Below are 19,244 nucleotides of genomic sequence, written 5' to 3' on the forward strand. Positions count from 1 at the left end.
AAAATCAACACGAATATCAAAAGCAAACACGACCATACACGCAACGGCGATTTGAGCCAAAAATTTGAGCTTTGCATTGAGATCAAAACGATCATCGAGAGCACCAATCAATGTAATCAACGTACCGCCAATCAGAAAGGCTGCGATAAAGTTAATATCCCGCGAGGACAGCATTCCTTCAGGCACAAAAGGTAACATCGCCAATAAGGATAACAGAAATGCCAAGAAAATCCCCAGACCGCCAAGACGCGGCATAATTCGGGTATGTACTTTTCGGGCATTCGGCACATCGACGGCTCCAACCTTCACAGCGAACTTTTTAACAAGCGGTGTCAGTAACAGCGCAAGTCCCAGTGCCATGATGAAACCAATAATATAGATCAATAACATTTGATCATTCGACCCCCAATTTTAAAGCAATGCCTTTTCAGATGTAACCGCATTGAATTATACTCTGATCAAAAATAAATACCAAGCCTCATATTCTGGCAAATTAGCGGGTTTTGAAGGCAGATTCAAGCTATTTATCACACTTTTGTGACGTTTTCTTTTTCACGCATCACTTTCACTGCGAATTTCGGCAACGCAAGCATTCTTTTGTAACGACTGGGCTCTTTTAGGAGTCTATATAACCATTCCGCTCGTAGCTTTTGAAACAGTTTAGGTGCGCGTTTGGTTTTGCCCGATATAACATCGAAACTACCACCAACACCCATCATCACCGGCACTCCCAGTTGTTCTTTATATTTACCAATCCAGGGTTCCTGTGTATCTGCTCCACGCGCTACAAACAATAAATCAGGATTTGCTTCGCGAATAGCCGCAATCACCGCTTCGTCCTCGTTAGGTCCAAAAAAACCATCGCGCTTGCCACAAACCGTAATTCCAGGATAAAGCTCATGTACCCGCTGAGCAGTCGCTTGAATCACTTCAGGCGTTGATCCAAGTAAATAAACTTTCCAATGATAGCTTTCTCCGGCTGCGAGCAATTCATGTAACAAGTCATAGCCCGCCACTCTCTCGGGTACAGGATGTCCAACATAATTTGCTGCCCAAACCACACCCGTTCCATCTGGAACAATCAATTCTGCCTGTTTCATCACATTCATATACACTGGATCTTCCAATGCAGCCATGACCATAATCGGATTGGCAGTGATCACTTGATGAGGGCGGCGAGACTTCACCGCCTGAACTAATACATTTAATGTATCTTTCATATTAAGCCTTGATACCTGAACACCGAAAATCGGGACGGTAGGCACATTCGTAACCTTATCAACTGTCACTGTATCCATCATCCTTTGCGACGCAAGTAATTAACGATATGCTGAGCTGGTAAGCGAGCCTCACTTTTTAACAAAGCAATTGCTGCCCTCTGGCTCTCAATCCATTGACTACGCTGATCTAGCAGCCGCATAGACTCATTAGCCAGCTTTTGCCCATCCAATGCTTCTGTAGTACCTACAGGCTGGCTACCCACACGGCTGAGGAAATGATCAATTTTGGGATCGTAGGATATACCCAACGGGGGCACCTGATGGGATGCTGCATAAATCAAGCTGTGCAGCCTCATTCCGATCATCAAACTGCATCTACTGACTTCCAAAAGCATCTGTTGAGGATCGGTCACTTGGTCACACATACTAACAAGGCTTCCTGTCCCCCTAATATCCCCCAACAAATCTATTACCATCCTAGAGGCCTGTTCATCGTCAGGTAAATGGAATGGTAAGAAACGCAAGTGAATACGACGCTCCGTAGCTAATCTTTTTAAGCCATCCGCAATAGCCGTTAAATCGCGTTGTTCCTTATCCCAGTAGCGTACTGATACGCCAACGATGGGAAGTGTGTCCTCATCTGTCTCAGTTCCCGCATTATGCAGCTCGGAACCGGAGGGCAAAGGAAGCCCCATAACAGGATCAGGAACAACCTCGACAACCGGGTGTTTCAGTTTCATGGTACCCAGCAATGCAGCAGATTGTTCATCTCTTACGGAAACATATTCACAGCGTTGGAACACAGACCGGATCATGGGATAAAATATCTTCCGTTGTACCGGGCCCATGCCCTGAGCATAGATAAACGTTGGCTTTCCAGCCCATTGAGCCAGTTTCAGAATCCCCAGATAATACGGAATGCTTTTAGGGCTTGTAGCATCCTGGAGCAGACTCCCGCCGCCACTAATTAGCCCGTCGCTGTTTTTAATCACTCTCCGAACTTCCCCTAGGCTCATACGTGGAACAGCTTCTACCCCGTACATTTTCTGTGTCCAAGCAGGATCAGAAGATAAAACAACAGGCTTAATCGTAATCCCCGCCTGACGGCTCTCCTCTTCTAAAGCAGTCAAAATCGACTTGAGCACCGCTTCATCCCCACTATTGCGAAACCCGTAATAACCCGAGATTATTATCGTTTTAGCTGTGGTGACCATTTCTTCCAACATCCTTCCAGCACTTGCCACACGACAATTGCGATAATTCCCAGTATCAGACCCAATCCCAATCCCAACAACCCGCGACTAAGCGAAAGTGCCGCTGGAGAGTGAATGTGAGCGAAGGTATCCACCATCGAGGCTTGACCAATAGCAGCTATGATCAGCAAATAGATTGCTTTGCGATATTTTAAAGCCAGGAATGCCCCTGCAATAAACAGTGGATGAGCCATTAAAAATTCCTTATTGCGCGGACGTACACCAAACGCATTCTCCAGGAAGTTACGGAAGACCAGCTCGGTGTTCGACACCGTACCTGCATTCCCAGTACGAGTCAAATAGTAGTAGCCTGCCGCTGCGATCACAGCCAGTGCGATCACCCACAAAACAGTAATCGGTGTACGCAGCAGTTTGGAAATTTCCTCCCGTATAGAAACACCACGATAAAAGAAAATATAAATCGCCGCCAAGAAGATCGGCAGAATATGAAGCAAGCTTACACCTCTAAATTGGTTTAACACCAGACTGTAAGCAATACTGTTCAACAGCGCAATAACAAAAGGCACTGCAGCCAGCGACAAGATCGCAGTCTGTACGTATAGTATAAGCGTTTGAGTCAATCGTTGACCTACAGATAATTCATGTCCCTGTTCACGTTTAATTCTGATCGTACGCACTGCAATAATCATTGCAACCGTAGGTCCGCTAATTGCTGCAAGCAGCGCTAAACCTTGTTCCATCAAGCTGGAGTTCAAAACGTAAAGCCCTGCAGAACCTACCAAACCGAGTGCAAATACCAGCAGAGTCAGCGCTGGGACGAAATAGGACACCATAATGGAGAAGAACGCCAGTGCACCCAGCACGACGAGCATCTTCAGATAACGCTGAATGGATGAATCAACTACTTGGAATGGTTCAGCCTGTCCAAGTTCAAACCCTTTTTTCTCCATCCGCTGTACTGCGTTGCCCGGCTTGTCCAAGCTGTGGATCAGGTTGTCTACTGAATCTTTCACCTTAGCTTCAGCAACACTGCGACTTGGCGCAGTATTCAGATACAACATGCGAATATTACGATCCTTGGTGGCGAGCGCAAAACGATCGGCCAACGTTTCCACATCGAGCATTGAATCTTTATCACTCAATGAATATAGACGCACAACATTATAGTGGATATCGTAAGCGAGCTTGTTGAAGCCTGCCTGCGGTTTTTTTAAGTTTTCGATAGCAGCTAAGCCAATATCGTATTTGTTCAGCAATTTAGCAAATGCCGCTAAGCTATGTTGTTTCTCGTTATCAGTAAAGCCTTTGACTGAATCACCTTCGAACAAAATGCGTTTTACACCATTTTGCTGAAAGGAAGCCAGCATCTCTTCCGTCAACTCCTGGTTATAGGGCAGACTGTCACTCATCCGTGGAACGATAAAAAATCCTTTGCTACGAAGCTGTTTCATAGCAATCGGGTCAGGCTGCATAGGCTTGAGATACGCATCCTCTGGAGATGTTTCTACAACTAGCCCTTCCTGCCCTTGATAACTCCACGGCTTTACATTGATGCCCAGACTTGTAAACGTACGTAAAATTAACGGTTTTAACGCCTCGGCATTTTCTTTGTTGGTGAAAACAACGTAAGTAAAATTCTCATTTGTAGGTGAAAGACGTTTTTCCAGATCCGCAACATTCTGAGTCGTATAAGTTACCACACGACCGGCTTTACGGAAATCATCCAGCGTACTTTCATACATCGCCATGCTGTTTACACCCGCTTGTTGTAGGCGGTCAAGCTGCTCATTCAGATAGTCCTGCGGATGAGCCTGATACGAAGCTGCCTCCGTCAAATCCCGATAATCGAATACAATCTCTACCTTTTTACTTGACGATTCTGTCTTTACACGATCGGCGATGACTGGAATGGAAGCCAGCAAGCCAACAGCGACCAGAATCCATAACCATTTTCGAGAAGCCGTATTCCAATACTGCCATTTCTGATACACCAAAGAACCTCCTTAATATTCGGGATTTTGCAAAATTCAATGCTGCCCACTTTGCCATTCTACTGTTAGGTAGGTCACTCATTGAATTTTGCAAAATCCTCCGTTGCCGGAATAAGCCTATTTTCCCAAAGCCTCTTCCAGGTTATTCTGCAATACAGAGAAATGACCTCCACGGCGTACTGCCCTTTGCCGTGAGAGGTCACCGATAACTTATTTCTATCTAATTACCTTAACCTATTCTATTATAAAGGGAATTTCCTCAAGCGTCTACGCGAGCCATAACAGCCTCGATCAGCTGACCGATTCTGTGCTCTGCGTCAGGCAGCGAGGAGCCGCGTACTGCAAAGTATACTTTGATTTTAGGCTCTGTGCCTGAAGGACGCAGGCAGAACCATGAACCATCCTCCAGTAAAAACTTGAGTACATTTTCCCGCGGAAGTCCGTCCAGGCCTTGTGAGTAGTCTAGTACTTTGTCTACCTTCACACCTGCAATCTCTTGAGGTGCGTTGCTGCGCCAATCCGTCATTTTGCCTTGGATTTGCTCCACTCCATCCTTACCCTTGAGTGTACGAGACTCCAGCTTCTCAAGGAAGTAGCCAAACTGCTCGTACAGCTCTTGCAAAACATCATAAAGCGTCTTGCCTTGTGTACTGTAATAAGCAGCAGCTTCAGCGATCAGCATAGCTGCCAAGACAGCATCCTTATCGCGAGCATAATTTCCTGCCAAATAGCCGTAGCTCTCTTCATAGCCAAACAAGTAGGTATACTCGCCAGTTTGGTCAAACTGATTCATTTTCTCGCCAATATATTTGAAGCCAGTTAGCGTGTTAAACACTGTTGCTCCAAAATGTTCAGCAATGACCGCACCCATTTCGCTAGTTACGATGGTTTTGATAACTGCACCATTATTCGGAAGCTTGCCGGTTTCTTTCAGCTGATTCAGCAAGTAGTAGACCATAATTGCGCCCGACTGATTACCGGACAAAACCACATATTCGCCATCACGGTTTTTTACCACTGCACCCATGCGGTCAGCATCAGGGTCTGTTCCGATCAACAAATCTGCACCAATTTTCTCACCTAGCGCAATGGCCAGCTTGAACGCATCACGTTCTTCCGGATTAGGCGACTTAACGGTCGGAAATTCTGCATCTGGTTGCTCTTGCTCGGGTACAATATGCACCTGTTCAAAGCCGATTTTCTCCAGCACACGACGAACTGGTATATTCCCAGTGCCATGAAGAGGTGTAAACACAACTTTAAAGTTTTTGCCCGGTCCAGCTGCAATCAGTTCTCGGTTCACACTCACACTGGCTACCGTATCCACAAACGCTTCATCTTCCGCTTCTCCAAGCCAAACCAACAATCCCTGTGACTCTGCTTCTTCACGGGTGAGCGTTTTGATGTCAGCAAAAGAAGGGACCTCACGAATGTAGCCAATCACCTTTTCAGCCTGATCTGGAACAAGCTGCCCACCTTCATTGTTGTATACCTTGTACCCATTATACTCGGGAGGGTTGTGACTCGCAGTTACAACAATTCCTCCACTGGCTCCCAAATGACGTACACTAAACGAAAGCTGTGGCGTTGGACGCAGGGAAGGGAACAACTTAGCTACGATCCCATTGCCCGCCAACACCAAAGCTGCATCCAGAGCAAACTCTGGCGAAAAGTGACGCGAATCATGGGCAATGACAACTGAAGGCTTGCCTTCTTTGCCAGCGTGCTGCTCTAAAATATAGCGAGCGAGCCCTTGAGTCGCACGTCCAATCACATAACGATTCATCCGGTTACTGCCTGCCCCGATCACTCCACGCAGACCACCTGTACCAAATTCCAGTTCTTTGTAAAAGCGATCCTCTAGTTCACGGTCATTGCCTTGCAATGCGCGCAACTCCTGTTTGGTTTCTTCATCAATATAAGGGTCTTGCAGCCAGCTCTCAATGCCTTCTAATGCTTTTTTACTCAACTGCGTCATACGGAATTTCCCCTCTCCATTTTTGGTTATCAAAACAGGATTTCTATGTACACATGCACTCGGTTAGACGTGGTGCTTATGTCGGCAGAACTTATTTATTGGGGCGGGTCTGATAAAGCAAACATAATTTCGCCCTCAGCTACCACCGTGTCACCCACTTTCGCCGTTGCTTTCCCTTTACCAAAAGCGCCTTTGGAACGGGTAATTTCCACTTCAAGTGTCAGTGTATCCCCAGGAACTACCTGTCCGCGGAAGCGGAAACCATCCAACCCTGCCAAAAAGCCGATTTTGCCGCGATTGCTTTCTAGGTGCAGTAATGCGACTGCTCCGACTTGAGCCAATGCTTCAGTGATCAACACACCAGGCATAACGGGATAACCCGGAAAATGTCCAATGAAATGAGGCTCAGTCATTGTTACATTTTTGATGCCTACTGCTCTTTTCCCTTCCTCCAGTTCAATAATACGGTCCACCAACAAAAATGGAGGGCGATGCGGAATAATCTCCTGAATTTGATTAACATCCAATTGCAATTTGTCCATTTATCTTAATAACTCCTCCCGCTTGCAGATTTGACTCTGTTCAGCCCTGAGTTACTGCAAGCATAATATTACCCCGCAAACGCTGTATAAAAACAGCTCATCACGGCAACAATGTTAGATATCCTTCACCTACTGCAGAAGTGAAGGTTGAGATAAGGGGCTTTTTCCGCCGGTTACGCAACCAGAGGCGAGAAAAAGCCCTTTTGCATGTGCTTGGTTTTACCCCGCAATGTTATAAACTCCCCATCATTATACATTCATCAGATGCAAAAAGAAAATTATGCGGAAGTACCATATTTGTTGCTCCTATTATGGGGTGAAGCGAAGTTTGATTTGAGTCAAGGTGGGCGGGCTACGGGGATGGATCATTCTTCCGATCGCTGTTACCCTCGGATTTTTTCATTATTTTAAAACCCGGAAAGGTTAAAACCCGAGGATAAAGGCGAACGCTATCGCTTCTTCAGACGATTCCATCCCCTCCGCCGAGTTACTTTTGTTCAAAAAGAAAGCTCGCCTCAATAATGCTCGCTTGTCGCGAAGAGCAAACAAACGAAGGCCTCCGCGATGGCCTCAATTGGTTGCAATCCATACTCGCTACACTGAAGGATTCTCCATTGAAGACAAAACAAAACCCTGCGCCACTGGCACAGGGTTTTGTTTTCTATACTCCCCACACAAATTGCGGGATTATTTATCTTAACAAGAGTGGCCCTGATAGCGGGTAGCCAGCGGAGCGGGCAGAATTGTTCTGGGGAAGCGCAGCGTTTGCCTTTATCCCCGGATTCAAACCTCAAAAGTTAAAATCAAAATAAATCTGGGGATAACAGCAATCGGAAGAACAATCTGCACGCGGAGCGTCCATTTCCCTCCACAGCCACTCTTTTAAAGCAAACTAAGGCGCAAATATAAGATCAATGACATGCTGCCAGGTCTTCCACTCAAATACGCCTGCCAGCCCTTGCTTACCTACAATTACATATCCTGCAATTAAGCCGCCTAACAGCGAGAACAGAAACAACAACGGAACAACGAAATAACGAGCAGTACGCCAGCGGGATTTAGTCTTTTCAGGCACCGGACGGGAATCAGATTGTTCTTCCTTCATCACCAAATCCTTATGCCCTCAAATTGTTGGCCAGGTTCATCATCGTGTCGCTAGAGGTTAAGGCCCGTGCCGCCATTTGATACATCCGCTGGACTTGCATCATATCCGTCATTTCGCCCGCTAAATCCACGTTAGACTCCTCAAGATAGCCGGAACGCACAGTAACGTCCGTTGGAACAGCGCCTGCCACACCTGCTGCTCCGAATACATCGGCTTCAGTCACGCCATTCGCTAACACGAACAGGTTATCATCCCGCTGCTGTAACCCTTCTGGACGCTGTACATCCATTAGCTTAATTCGCTGGCCAGCTGTCGGGGCACCAGTTCCATTAGCCCGAATTAACAATTCGCCATCGGAGGTAATAGCTACCTTGGAACCCGCTGGCGCGGTTACAGGTACATCATTATTGTCTAACACAGCGTAACCCTCAGCCGTGGTCAACATCATCGTTGCATTATCATTCGGATCAGGAACAAAATGAAAACTGCCTGCACGCGTCCAAGCTTTTTGTCCATTCCCCTGAACTTCAAACAAAGCATTTCCCTGAATGGCCAGGTCGGTAGGAAGTCCCGTTTCCTTGAGCGGACCTTGCTCCATATTTTTCATAACTGCGGTTGTTTTGACTCCGTAGCCCAAATTATAGCCAAGCGGCATCGCCCGTCCATTTTGGAGATACGTTGAAGGTTGCTGCTGCACATTAGCCAATACATCTTCAAAGGAACCCTGTTTACTCTTATAACCAACCGTATTGACATTGGCGATATTATCGGCAATTAAATCCAAACGCTGCTGCACACTGGCCATAGACACCATTGCGCCAATCATGGAGTTGTTCATCACTTACCCCCTGTTATACACGGCCTACTTCATTAACGGCCTTGTCCAAGCTTTTATCATAAAATTGAATAACCTTCTGATTCGCTTCATACGCTCTTAACGCAGCCATCATATCCACCATCGACTGAGCAGCATCTACATTCGATACTTCCAGATAGCCCTGACGAACCGATACCGTATCATTAGCGGTCATCATTCTAGCCGTAGCACCATCCGTATTATTCAAACGGAAATTGCCGTTGCCCTCACGAACGAGCTGGTATGGTCGATCAATAACGCTAATCCCAAGTGTCGTTCCGAGCGGCTGGTTGGATTGGCTGTCCACCAATTGACCCCGTTCATTTACTTTAAGCGCTGAGACAGATCCCGTCAATTGAATTGGGTTTCCATTCGTATCTAGCACTGCTGAACCAGTCGACGAAAGCAATGCGCCCGTTCCACTTACTTGAAAATGTCCATCACGTGTATAGCGGACATTACCATTACTGTCCCGTACCGTAAAAAACGCTTCTGGACGATAGGTGACTTCACCGTTAGCATTGATGAATTTCCCTGCCTGATCAAAAGCCATAGGTCGGCCAGTCGCCGGGTCGTTCACATTAATATTGGACTGTATCGCAAAATCCGTAGTTTGTCCACTATCCTTCAACGCTCCCTGAATGTAAGGGGAGAGGCTTTCCTCAGCAAAAACGCCAGTATTGAGTTTGCCGACGGTACGATCCGGGTTATCAGGGTTTCCCCCCGTCATGGAGATAAGCATTTCGGGGAATGAGCGTTGAACGCTGTTCTCCTGCTTGTATCCCGTGGTATTCATATTAGCAATATTTTGCGTTACGGTGTCATGACGTCGCTGTTGTGTCATCATCCCGGCGGCCGCAGTATATAAACCTCTCAACATGTATCGTGCACCCCAATCCTATACTCTGCTCATCAATTGTATGCTCGCATGGAGGCACTAAAGCCAAAACGCTAGGCAGCCTGCCTGACAGCACACGAGTCTCTTATAGTCACTATCGGCAGATTAGAACTTTTTCTTAACCACATGATCCAAATTATCCAGCATAATTCCTGTACCTTTAACGACACAATGCATCGGATCTTCGGCAACGAGTACTGGAACACGCAATTCTTCAGCAAGCAGCTCGTCCAAACCGCTAAGCAGCGCACCACCGCCGGTCAAAATAACCCCACGGTCAATAATATCAGCAGATAGTTCCGGTGGGGTCTGCTCCAGTACAAACTTAGCTGCAGCAACAATCGCTGACACGGGATCTCTTAGTGCATCCTGTACTTCTTCCGCAGAAATGCTTAACGTTTTGGGCAATCCGGATACCATATCCCGTCCACGGATATCCATCTCAGCATGCCGTCCGCTTGGATGTACAGTTCCAATAGCAATTTTGATATCTTCAGCCGTACGTTCCCCGATGAGAAGTTTGTACTTCGTTTTTACATATTTCATAATGGCTGTATCAAATTTGTCCCCCGCCATTTTAATGGAAGAAGCTGTTACAACATCCCCCATAGAAAGGACTGCAACGTCAGTTGTTCCACCACCAATATCTACGACCATGTTGCCGCTAGGCTCAAAGATATCCATTCCTGCCCCGATGGCAGCCGCCTTTGGCTCTTCCTCCAAAAATACTTCTTTCGCCCCGCTACGCTCCGCCGCTTCACGAATCGCTTTTTGCTCCACTGAGGTAATGTTCGTCGGCGCACAAATCAAAATACGAGGGTGACTGTACCAGCTTTTTCCCCCTACCCGATTAATAAAATATTTTAGCATCGCTTCCGTGACTTCAAAATCGGCGATGACACCATCACGCAATGGGCGGATGGCTATGATATTACCAGGAGTACGTCCTACCATTCGGCGCGCTTCCTCTCCGACAGCCAGAACTTTTTTTGTATCGCTTTCTATCGCAACAACGGAAGGTTCGTCAAGAACAACTCCCTTACCTTTGACGTGGATAAGCACGTTGGCCGTACCGAGGTCGATACCAATATCATTACTGAACATATTAAAAAGGCCCCCAAAGTGATATTTTAAAAAGCTAAGATTCGACAAGAAGCGGCAAATATATGTATAAACCTACGGTTACATGTCATTTTTCGTCTTGTACCATCTTTTAACATATCATACTTCAGGGGGTTGATTCAATGGCTTTGCCAGCCAATTCACTATATATTTTTAGGACTTGCCGGAAACAAGAATTCCCCTTCTTTTCCCACTCGTTTTTTTGTACTTAATTTTCGTCGCTTCACCCCCCCGCAGATGGCGGATGGATTTATGGTATTCGAGAATGTGCTTCACCTGATCAGCAAGATCCGGGTTAATTTCAGGCAGCCGTTCGGTCAGATCTTTATGCACCGTGCTCTTGGAGACACCAAATTCCTTGGCAATCGTACGGACCGTATTCCTTGTTTCCACGATACAGCGACCGATTTTGATGGTCCGTTCCTTGATGTAATCGTGCACGCTCCCGCCTCCCTACTGTGGATAGTTTGGTACATTATATGAGGAGCGTGCCTATATATTCGCGGTTTGGCGGGAAGACATGCTTCGGAAGGCCTATTTATTTGGCAACAGCAGCTTATGTTTACGCTATGCGCTAAAACTGCACAAGAAAAAAGCAGGGAATATGAATTCCCCGCTTAACATGCAAAGCTATGGCCTAATTTATTTTTTAGGAAGCAGACCTGTTGGATTCACTGGCTTGTCATCCTGATACACTTCAAAATGCAGATGTGTTTTCAAATCCTTTTCAAGCTCATTGCGACCTGCTGAAGCAATCACATCATTTTGTTTTACTTGATCGCCTTCTTTTACTTTCAGATCACTCAAGCTTTGGTATACTGTTTTGAGATTATTATCATGCGTGATTTCTACGACATTCCCTACCAGCGGATGTTGTTCCACACGGGATACTTTTCCACTCAGGGCGGCTCTCACTTCAAATGCCTGATCGTCGGACCGAGAAAGGTCAATTCCGGTGTTGGCGGTAAATGTTTTATCGTACTCTACCATAGCTGCCGCTTGCTCATCAGCTGTCGCTTTTTCATCAAAGAAAGGCTTTACAACTTTCACTGCACTCGCATCTGCCACCGGCCATGCGATATTTTCCGACTGAGCAACAACTTCCACACTTTCTGGTTGTTGTTCGCTAACGTCGGTACTTACAGCGCTTGTGCTTTGTACCGACGGACTAGCTGGGTCAGGTTTGAAAGACTTCTGGCTAGCATCCTGATAGACCCACACTAAGGTTAGTATAATGGCTGCTGCGGCAATGTAGGCTGCCGGGTATGCCCACCTTTTGGACAACAGCTTTTTCCACGAAGACGGCCGTGAAGCTCTTCCACCCGGAAAGGTTTTGGGTGTATCTTCATGATTTTGGTTCTGGTTTTTATTTTGTTCACTCATTTGCTCATCACCTCAGTAACCAGTGTTACCGGGTGCAACTCTTTTATACTTCAAAGTTACGAAAAATTTACTAACTTAGAATACGAGAGGCATTCGCAAAAGATATACCAGTATAATAGTGAAGGAGAATCTGAGTGGCCGTATGACCTTCTTTGGCCATTCCATTGGCTCCCCACTGGCTCATACCAACGCCATGACCATAGCCATAGGTTGTTATAGCAATCCGATTCCCTTCGGTCTTCCATGTAAATTCAGCCGACCGTAATCCTAGTTTGTTCCGAATCTCCGGTCCCGTAAAGACCAAGCCTCCTACCTCAATCTTCTTGATGCGATGACCTTCTGTCTTGGAGAGGATACGAATCTCTGGCATACCTCCCCCTCCAGTAGAAGCAGTGACCGCAGCACGACTTAATCCCAATCTATCGAACACACTCTGACGGCTCAGTGTAACGGTTTCTGTAAAACGAGGGGCCAACTGCTTGTCCCATGGACTGGACACACTTCGTAAATAGGGCACTGCCTTCGCCCATACATCCTCTGAATTTTCAGTGTAGCCATTGCTGGTAGAAAAAAAGGAAGCAGTAATAGGTTTCCCCTCATATACCATGATGGTATCCTTGGTGTCGCGTACAGCCTGGCGAATTTTTTCCAGATCTGCGGATTTTCCAGAATGCTCCCATTCTCTAGCAAGCTTAGCTTTGGAAATGTAAGCCTGATGTTTGACGGTATCTGTCACATCTGCCCCCGCCGGGGAGCCGCTGGTGTCATCAGCTAACAAACGCCTTGTAATGAAGGTACGTGCAGCAATGGCCTGTGCCTTTAGCGCTTCTTCCTCAAAGCTGGGAGGCATTTCGGCCGCTACTACACCGACAATGTATTGCTCCAAAGGCAGTGATTCCGTCCGGCCAGTAGACGTGACGTACACCCGCACGTCCGGCTCTGCCGCAACCGGCGCGCTGCTCGCTGGAGCAGCGGGTACTGCCGGCATCGGCGGGACGCCCGGCAGGCGCGTTACGGGTGCCTCGCTCTTTGCCGCCTTATTGGGCTGCACGGGTGCGGTTGTGCGGCTCCCAGACGGCAAAGGCTGCGCTGCCTGGCGAGGCCATGCCATTAGCGTGGGCACCACTATGGCAAGCACCAGCACCCCGGCCATGGCGGCAAAGGGCAGCCATGGCCGGCGGCTGCCCCAGCGTGGGGCTCGCCCGGCTGCAGGTCGCAGGTGTGGCTGCGGTCCCTGCGGCTTGCTTGCGTCCCATGTTTTACTGGGCGCTGTTTTTGCGGCGGGAGGCACCACTGTAGTACGCCGATGCGTCTTGACGCAAGTCGGTAATGCATCTGACGTGTCTGGCTGCTGCATAAGCATATTTTTCTGCAATGAAGTTGCTATAGAGCCACAGCTTTTCTCCGCAAATGAGACCTGGCGGTGTTTCTTAGGATGATGAATTGGTATACGGATGCGAACCTGTGAATCTTTCATAGGCTGAAACCTCCATCAAAGGGCTAAATGTCCGGCTGAAAGTACAGATATACTCCAGCTGATATTTTCAATCATATGAGGTCGTCCACTTTGATAGAACCGTTTTAAGAGAACTGAAAGAATGAAAAAGCCAGGCAGCAAAAACACAAAAAGAACCAAGCCCTTTCGGACTTGGTTCTTTTTGCTCAAGTTTATAACTATGCAATAAGTTAAAGCTTAGGCGAGGGAAGGCTGAATCTTCTTGAACAGATTCCCCGATGTTTCTTCTGGTACAACACGTTCTGCGCTAGCCGAATGATCCAGTTTGGATTCATCTACTGTCACTCTGTAAATGTCAGCTCCCAATCCAGTCAGTTTCTCAGCCAAATGAACGTATCCACGGTCGATGTGATGGACGCCGGATACCTCCGTTGTACCTTCCGCAATAAGTCCGGTCAGAATTAACGCAGCACCTGCACGTAAATCTGTCGAGGTTACTTTCGCACCCGTCAGCTTAGCATTGCCAGTTACAATCGCCGTACGACCTTCGACCTTAATTTCCGCATTCATAAGATGAAATTCATCTACATGCATGAAACGATTTTCAAACACGGTTTCTGTAATGATGCTCGTTCCTTCAGCGGCAAGTTGAAGTGCCATCATCTGAGACTGCATATCAGTTGGAAACCCAGGATAAGGCAGCGTTTTAACATCAACGGCCTTCAACGGTTTATCCGCAATGACACGAATACCATTTTCATCAGGTTGAATTGTTACACCCATTTCTTCCATCTTGGATATAACCGGACCCAAATGATCGGATATTGCGCCTTCTACATATACGTTCCCGCCTGTGATCGCAGCAGCAACCATATAAGTACCTGCTTCTACCCGGTCGGGAATAACCGTATGTTTTACACCACGCAGCTTCTCGACGCCTTCTATACGAATGACGCCTGTGCCTGCACCGCGTACTTTCGCTCCCATGCCATTCAGGAAGTTGGCGAGATCAACGATCTCAGGCTCCTTAGCAGCATTCTCAATGGTAGTTACGCCCTCAGCAAGAGTAGCGGCCATCATAATATTCTCGGTTGCTCCTACGCTGGCTACATCCAAATAAACCTTAGCTCCGCGCAGACGACCGTTACTTTTAGCTTCAATAAAACCCTGGCCCAAGCTTATCTCGGCGCCCAACGCTTCAAACCCCTTCAAATGCTGATCAATAGGTCTTGTTCCAATTGCGCATCCGCCTGGAAGCGAGATTCTTGTACGTCCCAAACGAGTAAGCAATGGCCCCATAACCAAAAATGATGCGCGCATTTTCCTAACCCACTCGTAAGGGGCTTCACAGGAAATTATCTTCCGCGCGTCAACACGAATGACCTCGTCTTGGTATGTAACGCCTGCTCCTAAGGACTCCAGCACTTTGTTAATGGTCATCACATCGTCTAGAGGAGGTGCATCCATAATAACACTTTCTCCTTCTTCTCCTAACAGAGAAGCGGCGATGATCGGCAGAACTGAGTTTTTGGCTCCGCTGACTTTGACACTCCCGGTCAATCTGTTGCCACCGCGGACGATAAATTTGCTCATCTATGGTTCCCTCCGCGCGTCATTTCCCTTTTCCATTCTGGAAAAAAAGAACATATTCCGCTATTTTCATGCCTTGCTTTTTCATTACATAAAAAAACAAGATTTTACTAATACCCTAACTGCCATCATACCACTGATTAAAACAAGTATACAAGCGTTTTTTACACTTGACGTCCACATGAGTTCTAACGGATTCATCCTGTTATACATGTATGGTGCTTTTGTTTACCATTGTTAACAATATGGCATGATGTTATTCGACAATTCCTGCACATACGGAGTCATAAAATCATATAACCCGCCTACTTCATGTTAAAACAAATTCTACAGCATCTGGCTCCAAGAGATGTAGCTCAACAAGAAACCAGAAACCAACTGTCCCAAAATAATAGCAAGAAACAAGTGCAGCAATCTGCCCTGCGGTCCTTTGGGTTGCCGGATGAATAAATCCAGCTTTAAGCTCTGCAAAGCCCACCAGGCTAACGCTATACAGATGAGCGATACGATCATAGAGATCAGCGCGGTCATACTCGCCGATTGACTTAACTGTTCAGCCAACTGCTGCTTCCCGTTCATTCGTGATTCCTCCCATCTGCGTCACAGACTTCTTTATAATACTCGGCAAGCGCCTAATTTGCTAGTGCTATTTCTATTCTTAGCATATTTATTTCGACAAAATGTGTATAATCTCTTCTGTTTTGTGAATTTAAAAGGTACTAAATACCTAGCTATTAAACATGAAATAGGACTATACATTTGGAAAATACAACTAAAAAAGGGCTCGATCACAGTGATCGAAGGAAGTAAAGATGTCACTCACCTTCTGTAGGCCCTCTTGGGCAGAAGTCATGAAGTGGTCTCTTTGTCATTCCATCCGTATACTATGCCGAACCCTTTTAAAATTCCACTCAAAATCCAATATTAATTCTTATTGGTTCTGATACTTGTAGCATTCAATCGGTTAAGTGCCCGTTGCAGAGCGACTTCTGCCCGATGATGGTCTATTTGATCCTGCTTACTCTGGAGCCGCAGTTCTGCCCGCTCCCTTGCCGCACGAGCCCGTTCCACATCAATATCTTCGGAACGTTCCGCGCTTTCAGCCAAAATGACCACTTTATCATTGCGGACTTCAATAAAGCCCCCATTGACCGCAATCACTTCGGTTTGACCACCGATTTTAATACGTACCGGTGCAATCTTCAAGGGAGTGACCAAGGGAAGGTGTCCTGGTAAAATCCCAAGATCGCCTTCCGAGCCGCGAACACTGATGCTGTTTACCTGCTCCGTATAGACCAGGCGCTCCGGCGTCACTATCTCTAGTAAATACGTGCTCACTTGAATCCCTCCTGGAAACTGTCCACAGACAGCTCACTTCGTAAGGCTCGGCTATTCTCTGCCTATATGTTTACAAGGTTTTAGCTTTTTCCACTGCTTCTTCAATGGCCCCTACAAAAAGGAAAGCCGCTTCTGGAAGATTGTCATGCTTGCCTTCCAAAATTTCTTTGAAGCTACGTACCGTTTCTTTAACAGGTACATATTTACCTGGGAAGCCGTTAAATGCTTCGGCAACGTGGAAAGGCTGTGAAAGGAAACGCTGGATTTTACGGGCACGTGCTACCAGCATTTTATCTTCTTCACTCAACTCATCCATACCCAGGATCGCGATAATATCCTGAAGCTCATTGTAGCGGGCCAAAATTTGTTTTACCCCTTGTGCTACATTGTAATGCTCTTCACCCACAACGTCTGGCGACAAAATACGGGAACTGGATGCGAGCGGATCAACCGCCGGGTAAATACCCATTTCGGAAATTTTACGTTCCAGGTTCGTTGTAGCATCCAAATGGGCAAACGTCGTAGCAGGAGCCGGGTCAGTGTAGTCATCCGCAGGCACGTAGATTGCCTGAATGGAAGTAACCGAACCTTTTTTAGTAGAAGTAATCCGTTCTTGCAGTTGACCCATCTCCGTTGCCAGCGTTGGCTGGTAACCTACTGCGGAAGGCATACGTCCCAACAGGGCAGAAACCTCAGAGCCTGCTTGGGTGAAGCGGAAAATGTTATCAATAAAGAGCAACACGTCACGGCCTTCTTGGTCACGGAAATATTCCGCCATCGTCAGACCTGTGAGGGCAACACGCAAACGCGCACCTGGAGGCTCGTTCATTTGTCCAAACACCATCGCCGTTTTGTTGATAACGCCGGAATCTCTCATTTCATGGTACAAGTCATTTCCTTCGCGTGTACGTTCACCTACACCCGCAAATACAGAAATACCACCATGCTCCTGAGCGATATTGTTAATCAATTCTTGAATGGTTACGGTTTTACCTACACCCGCGCCACCAAACAACCCGACTTTACCACCCTTGGCATAAGGAGCCAGCAAGTCGATAACTTTAATACCTGTTTCGAGCATCTCTGCTTGAGTTGTCAGTTCTTCGAAAGAAGGCGCTTGACGGTGAATCGGATTTCTTGTTGCTTCACCCATATCAGCACCATTATCAATTGGCGTTCCAAGCACGTTAAATACACGTCCAAGAGTAGCTTCGCCGACAGGTACCGAGATAGGCGCTCCCAGATCTATTGCTTCAGCTCCACGAACCAAACCATCTGTGGAAGACATGGCAATACAACGCACACGGTTGTCACCTAGATGTTTTGAAGCTTCGAGCGTCAGATCAATTTTGACTCCGCTCTCCAGCACAGTCCCAATATGAATGGCATTCAGAATTTCCGGAAGCTGTCCACGTTCAAACTCAACGTCGACAACCGGACCCATGATGCTCACTACGCGTCCTTTGTTCATCTTTTGGTTTCCCTCCTACAAGCTTGCACAGCCGCAAATCCGAACCATTCTGATTTGTTTTGCGCCCGCAATTTATCATAATAGTGTAGACCTTGTTATCAAACAGTCGCAAGAAGTCGCATTAAGACTGAGCGTTAGCCCCTGCAACAATTTCCGTAATTTCCTGGGTAATAGCCGCTTGACGAGCACGGTTATAGGTCAAGGAAAGCTCTCCAATCAACTTGGTAGCATTCTTCGTAGCAGCTCCCATCGCCGTCATTTTCGCTCCCAGCTCACTTGCTTTACCATCCAGCAAAGCGCCGTAAATGAGCGTTTCCGCGTAACGTGGCAGCAATGCTTCCAGTACTCCCTCTGGTGAAGGTTCATACTCGTAGTTAATTGAGGATGAAGCTGTAGCTGACTCCGGTGTTGCCATCGGCAACAAACGATCAACTGTTGGAATTTGAGTCAATGCGTTGACAAAGCGGTTATAGCATAGATAAAGCTCATCAAATTCTTTAAGTTCAAAGCCTTGTACGGCTTTGCTAGCAATCGTTTTGATATCTGCAAATGCAGGTGTATCTGACAGATCGGTTACCGATTCAGCGATAGGGAATTCACGACGTCTGAAATAATCCCGTCCTTTTCGCCCAATGATGAAGATTACAAATTCATCCTGTGAACGGTGACGCTCAGCAATCGTCTGCGTAACCTGTCGCAAAATATTGGCGTTATAACCACCAGCCAGACCACGATCAGATGTAATGATGAGATAAGCCGTCTTTTTAACTGGACGACTCTCCAGCATTGGATGCTTGATGTTATTCGCTCCAGAGGCAATACTACTCACAACTTCTTTAAGCTTTTCCGAGTAAGGTCGAGCTGACTCCGCTTTCTCTTGAGCTCTTCTCAGTTTGGAGGCAGCAACCATTTCCATCGCTTTCGTGATCTGCTTCGAACTCTGCACACTTTTAATCTGACGTTTAATGTCGCGCATACCTTTTGCCATGATTTCACCACCTTCAAGCTTTGGACAAGCCAAAGCTAACTTCATAAGATTAAAATCCAGCCGCACATATGTTAAAGGGCCTGTTATTGAGA

The 19,244-nt window shown here is 46.8% G+C and carries 17 protein-coding genes and 1 pseudogene; all 18 read right to left on the minus strand.

Features of this window, described 5'->3' with window-relative positions:
- Positions 1-390: pseudogene (locus tag AC5V8P_RS02135) on the minus strand (undecaprenyl/decaprenyl-phosphate alpha-N-acetylglucosaminyl 1-phosphate transferase); the annotation flags it as partial.
- 137 nt (positions 391-527) lie between these two features.
- Positions 528-1,289: a WecB/TagA/CpsF family glycosyltransferase gene (locus AC5V8P_RS02140; protein WP_064797826.1), complete on the minus strand. Its 762-nt coding sequence runs from the start codon at positions 1,287-1,289 to the stop codon at positions 528-530.
- Between the two features lie 8 nt (positions 1,290-1,297).
- Entirely contained in the window at positions 1,298-2,434 is a 1,137-nt protein-coding gene (gene csaB / locus AC5V8P_RS02145; RefSeq protein WP_064797792.1) for a polysaccharide pyruvyl transferase CsaB, read from the minus strand.
- Complete coding sequence (locus tag AC5V8P_RS02150; RefSeq protein WP_064797791.1) at positions 2,410-4,425, minus strand: DUF5693 family protein; 2,016 nt, start codon at positions 4,423-4,425, stop codon at positions 2,410-2,412. Before AC5V8P_RS02150 ends, csaB begins: the two co-directional genes overlap by 25 nt.
- 259 nt (positions 4,426-4,684) lie before the next feature.
- Positions 4,685-6,403, minus strand: coding sequence for a phospho-sugar mutase (locus AC5V8P_RS02155; RefSeq protein WP_064797790.1), 1,719 nt, complete (start codon positions 6,401-6,403; stop codon positions 4,685-4,687).
- A 95-nt stretch (positions 6,404-6,498) separates the two neighbouring features.
- Positions 6,499-6,945, minus strand: coding sequence for a 3-hydroxyacyl-ACP dehydratase FabZ (gene fabZ / locus AC5V8P_RS02160; RefSeq protein WP_013373420.1), 447 nt, complete (start codon positions 6,943-6,945; stop codon positions 6,499-6,501).
- Positions 6,946-7,837: 892 nt separating this feature from the next.
- A complete protein-coding gene (locus AC5V8P_RS02165; protein ID WP_063213876.1) occupies positions 7,838-8,050 on the minus strand; it encodes a DNA-directed RNA polymerase subunit beta in 213 nt (70 codons plus the stop codon).
- A gap of 10 nt (positions 8,051-8,060) precedes the next feature.
- Positions 8,061-8,888 (minus strand): flagellar hook-basal body protein, encoded by an 828-nt coding sequence (locus AC5V8P_RS02170; protein ID WP_064797789.1) that lies wholly within the window; start codon positions 8,886-8,888, stop codon positions 8,061-8,063.
- Positions 8,889-8,901: 13 nt separating this feature from the next.
- Positions 8,902-9,786 carry a flagellar hook-basal body protein gene (locus AC5V8P_RS02175; RefSeq protein WP_064797788.1) on the minus strand — a complete coding sequence of 295 codons (885 nt, stop codon included), beginning with the start codon at positions 9,784-9,786 and terminating at the stop codon, positions 8,902-8,904.
- Between the two features lie 123 nt (positions 9,787-9,909).
- On the minus strand, positions 9,910-10,908 hold the full coding sequence (locus tag AC5V8P_RS02180) for a rod shape-determining protein (RefSeq protein ID WP_063213873.1): 999 nt from the start codon (positions 10,906-10,908) through the stop codon (positions 9,910-9,912).
- 171 nt (positions 10,909-11,079) lie between these two features.
- Positions 11,080-11,367, minus strand: coding sequence for a sporulation transcriptional regulator SpoIIID (gene spoIIID, locus AC5V8P_RS02185; RefSeq protein WP_013373425.1), 288 nt, complete (start codon positions 11,365-11,367; stop codon positions 11,080-11,082).
- Positions 11,368-11,568: 201 nt separating this feature from the next.
- Positions 11,569-12,309 (minus strand): stage II sporulation protein SpoIIQ, encoded by a 741-nt coding sequence (spoIIQ, locus tag AC5V8P_RS02190; RefSeq protein WP_063213872.1) that lies wholly within the window; start codon positions 12,307-12,309, stop codon positions 11,569-11,571.
- A 70-nt stretch (positions 12,310-12,379) separates the two neighbouring features.
- Complete coding sequence (spoIID, locus tag AC5V8P_RS02195; RefSeq protein WP_064797787.1) at positions 12,380-13,786, minus strand: stage II sporulation protein D; 1,407 nt, start codon at positions 13,784-13,786, stop codon at positions 12,380-12,382.
- A gap of 216 nt (positions 13,787-14,002) precedes the next feature.
- Entirely contained in the window at positions 14,003-15,358 is a 1,356-nt protein-coding gene (gene murA / locus AC5V8P_RS02200; protein ID WP_064797786.1) for a UDP-N-acetylglucosamine 1-carboxyvinyltransferase, read from the minus strand.
- Positions 15,359-15,682: 324 nt separating this feature from the next.
- Positions 15,683-15,934, minus strand: coding sequence for a DUF1146 family protein (locus tag AC5V8P_RS02205; RefSeq protein WP_063213869.1), 252 nt, complete (start codon positions 15,932-15,934; stop codon positions 15,683-15,685).
- 345 nt (positions 15,935-16,279) lie between these two features.
- Positions 16,280-16,693, minus strand: coding sequence for a F0F1 ATP synthase subunit epsilon (locus tag AC5V8P_RS02210; RefSeq protein ID WP_063213868.1), 414 nt, complete (start codon positions 16,691-16,693; stop codon positions 16,280-16,282).
- 70 nt (positions 16,694-16,763) lie between these two features.
- Positions 16,764-18,164, minus strand: coding sequence for a F0F1 ATP synthase subunit beta (atpD, locus tag AC5V8P_RS02215; RefSeq protein WP_063213867.1), 1,401 nt, complete (start codon positions 18,162-18,164; stop codon positions 16,764-16,766).
- A 121-nt stretch (positions 18,165-18,285) separates the two neighbouring features.
- Entirely contained in the window at positions 18,286-19,152 is an 867-nt protein-coding gene (gene atpG / locus AC5V8P_RS02220) for an ATP synthase F1 subunit gamma (protein ID WP_063213866.1), read from the minus strand.
- Positions 19,153-19,244 lie beyond the last annotated feature (92 nt).

It is taken from the genome of Paenibacillus sp. N119s, from assembly GCF_059447605.1.

Excerpts from the sequence above, each read along its gene's own strand:
- csaB (WP_064797792.1), bottom strand. The coding sequence starts at position 2,434 with ATGGTCACCACAGCTAAAACGATAATAATCTCGGGTTATTACGGGTTT.
- AC5V8P_RS02155 (WP_064797790.1), bottom strand. The coding sequence starts at position 6,403 with ATGACGCAGTTGAGTAAAAAAGCATTAGAAGGCATTGAGAGCTGGCTG.
- fabZ (WP_013373420.1), bottom strand. The coding sequence starts at position 6,945 with ATGGACAAATTGCAATTGGATGTTAATCAAATTCAGGAGATTATTCCG.
- AC5V8P_RS02165 (WP_063213876.1), bottom strand. The coding sequence starts at position 8,050 with ATGAAGGAAGAACAATCTGATTCCCGTCCGGTGCCTGAAAAGACTAAA.
- AC5V8P_RS02170 (WP_064797789.1), bottom strand. The coding sequence starts at position 8,888 with ATGAACAACTCCATGATTGGCGCAATGGTGTCTATGGCCAGTGTGCAG.
- AC5V8P_RS02175 (WP_064797788.1), bottom strand. The coding sequence starts at position 9,786 with ATGTTGAGAGGTTTATATACTGCGGCCGCCGGGATGATGACACAACAG.
- AC5V8P_RS02180 (WP_063213873.1), bottom strand. The coding sequence starts at position 10,908 with ATGTTCAGTAATGATATTGGTATCGACCTCGGTACGGCCAACGTGCTT.
- spoIIQ (WP_063213872.1), bottom strand. The coding sequence starts at position 12,309 with ATGAGTGAACAAAATAAAAACCAGAACCAAAATCATGAAGATACACCC.
- spoIID (WP_064797787.1), bottom strand. The coding sequence starts at position 13,786 with ATGAAAGATTCACAGGTTCGCATCCGTATACCAATTCATCATCCTAAG.
- murA (WP_064797786.1), bottom strand. The coding sequence starts at position 15,358 with ATGAGCAAATTTATCGTCCGCGGTGGCAACAGATTGACCGGGAGTGTC.
- AC5V8P_RS02205 (WP_063213869.1), bottom strand. The coding sequence starts at position 15,934 with ATGAACGGGAAGCAGCAGTTGGCTGAACAGTTAAGTCAATCGGCGAGT.
- atpD (WP_063213867.1), bottom strand. The coding sequence starts at position 18,164 with ATGAACAAAGGACGCGTAGTGAGCATCATGGGTCCGGTTGTCGACGTT.
- atpG (WP_063213866.1), bottom strand. The coding sequence starts at position 19,152 with ATGGCAAAAGGTATGCGCGACATTAAACGTCAGATTAAAAGTGTGCAG.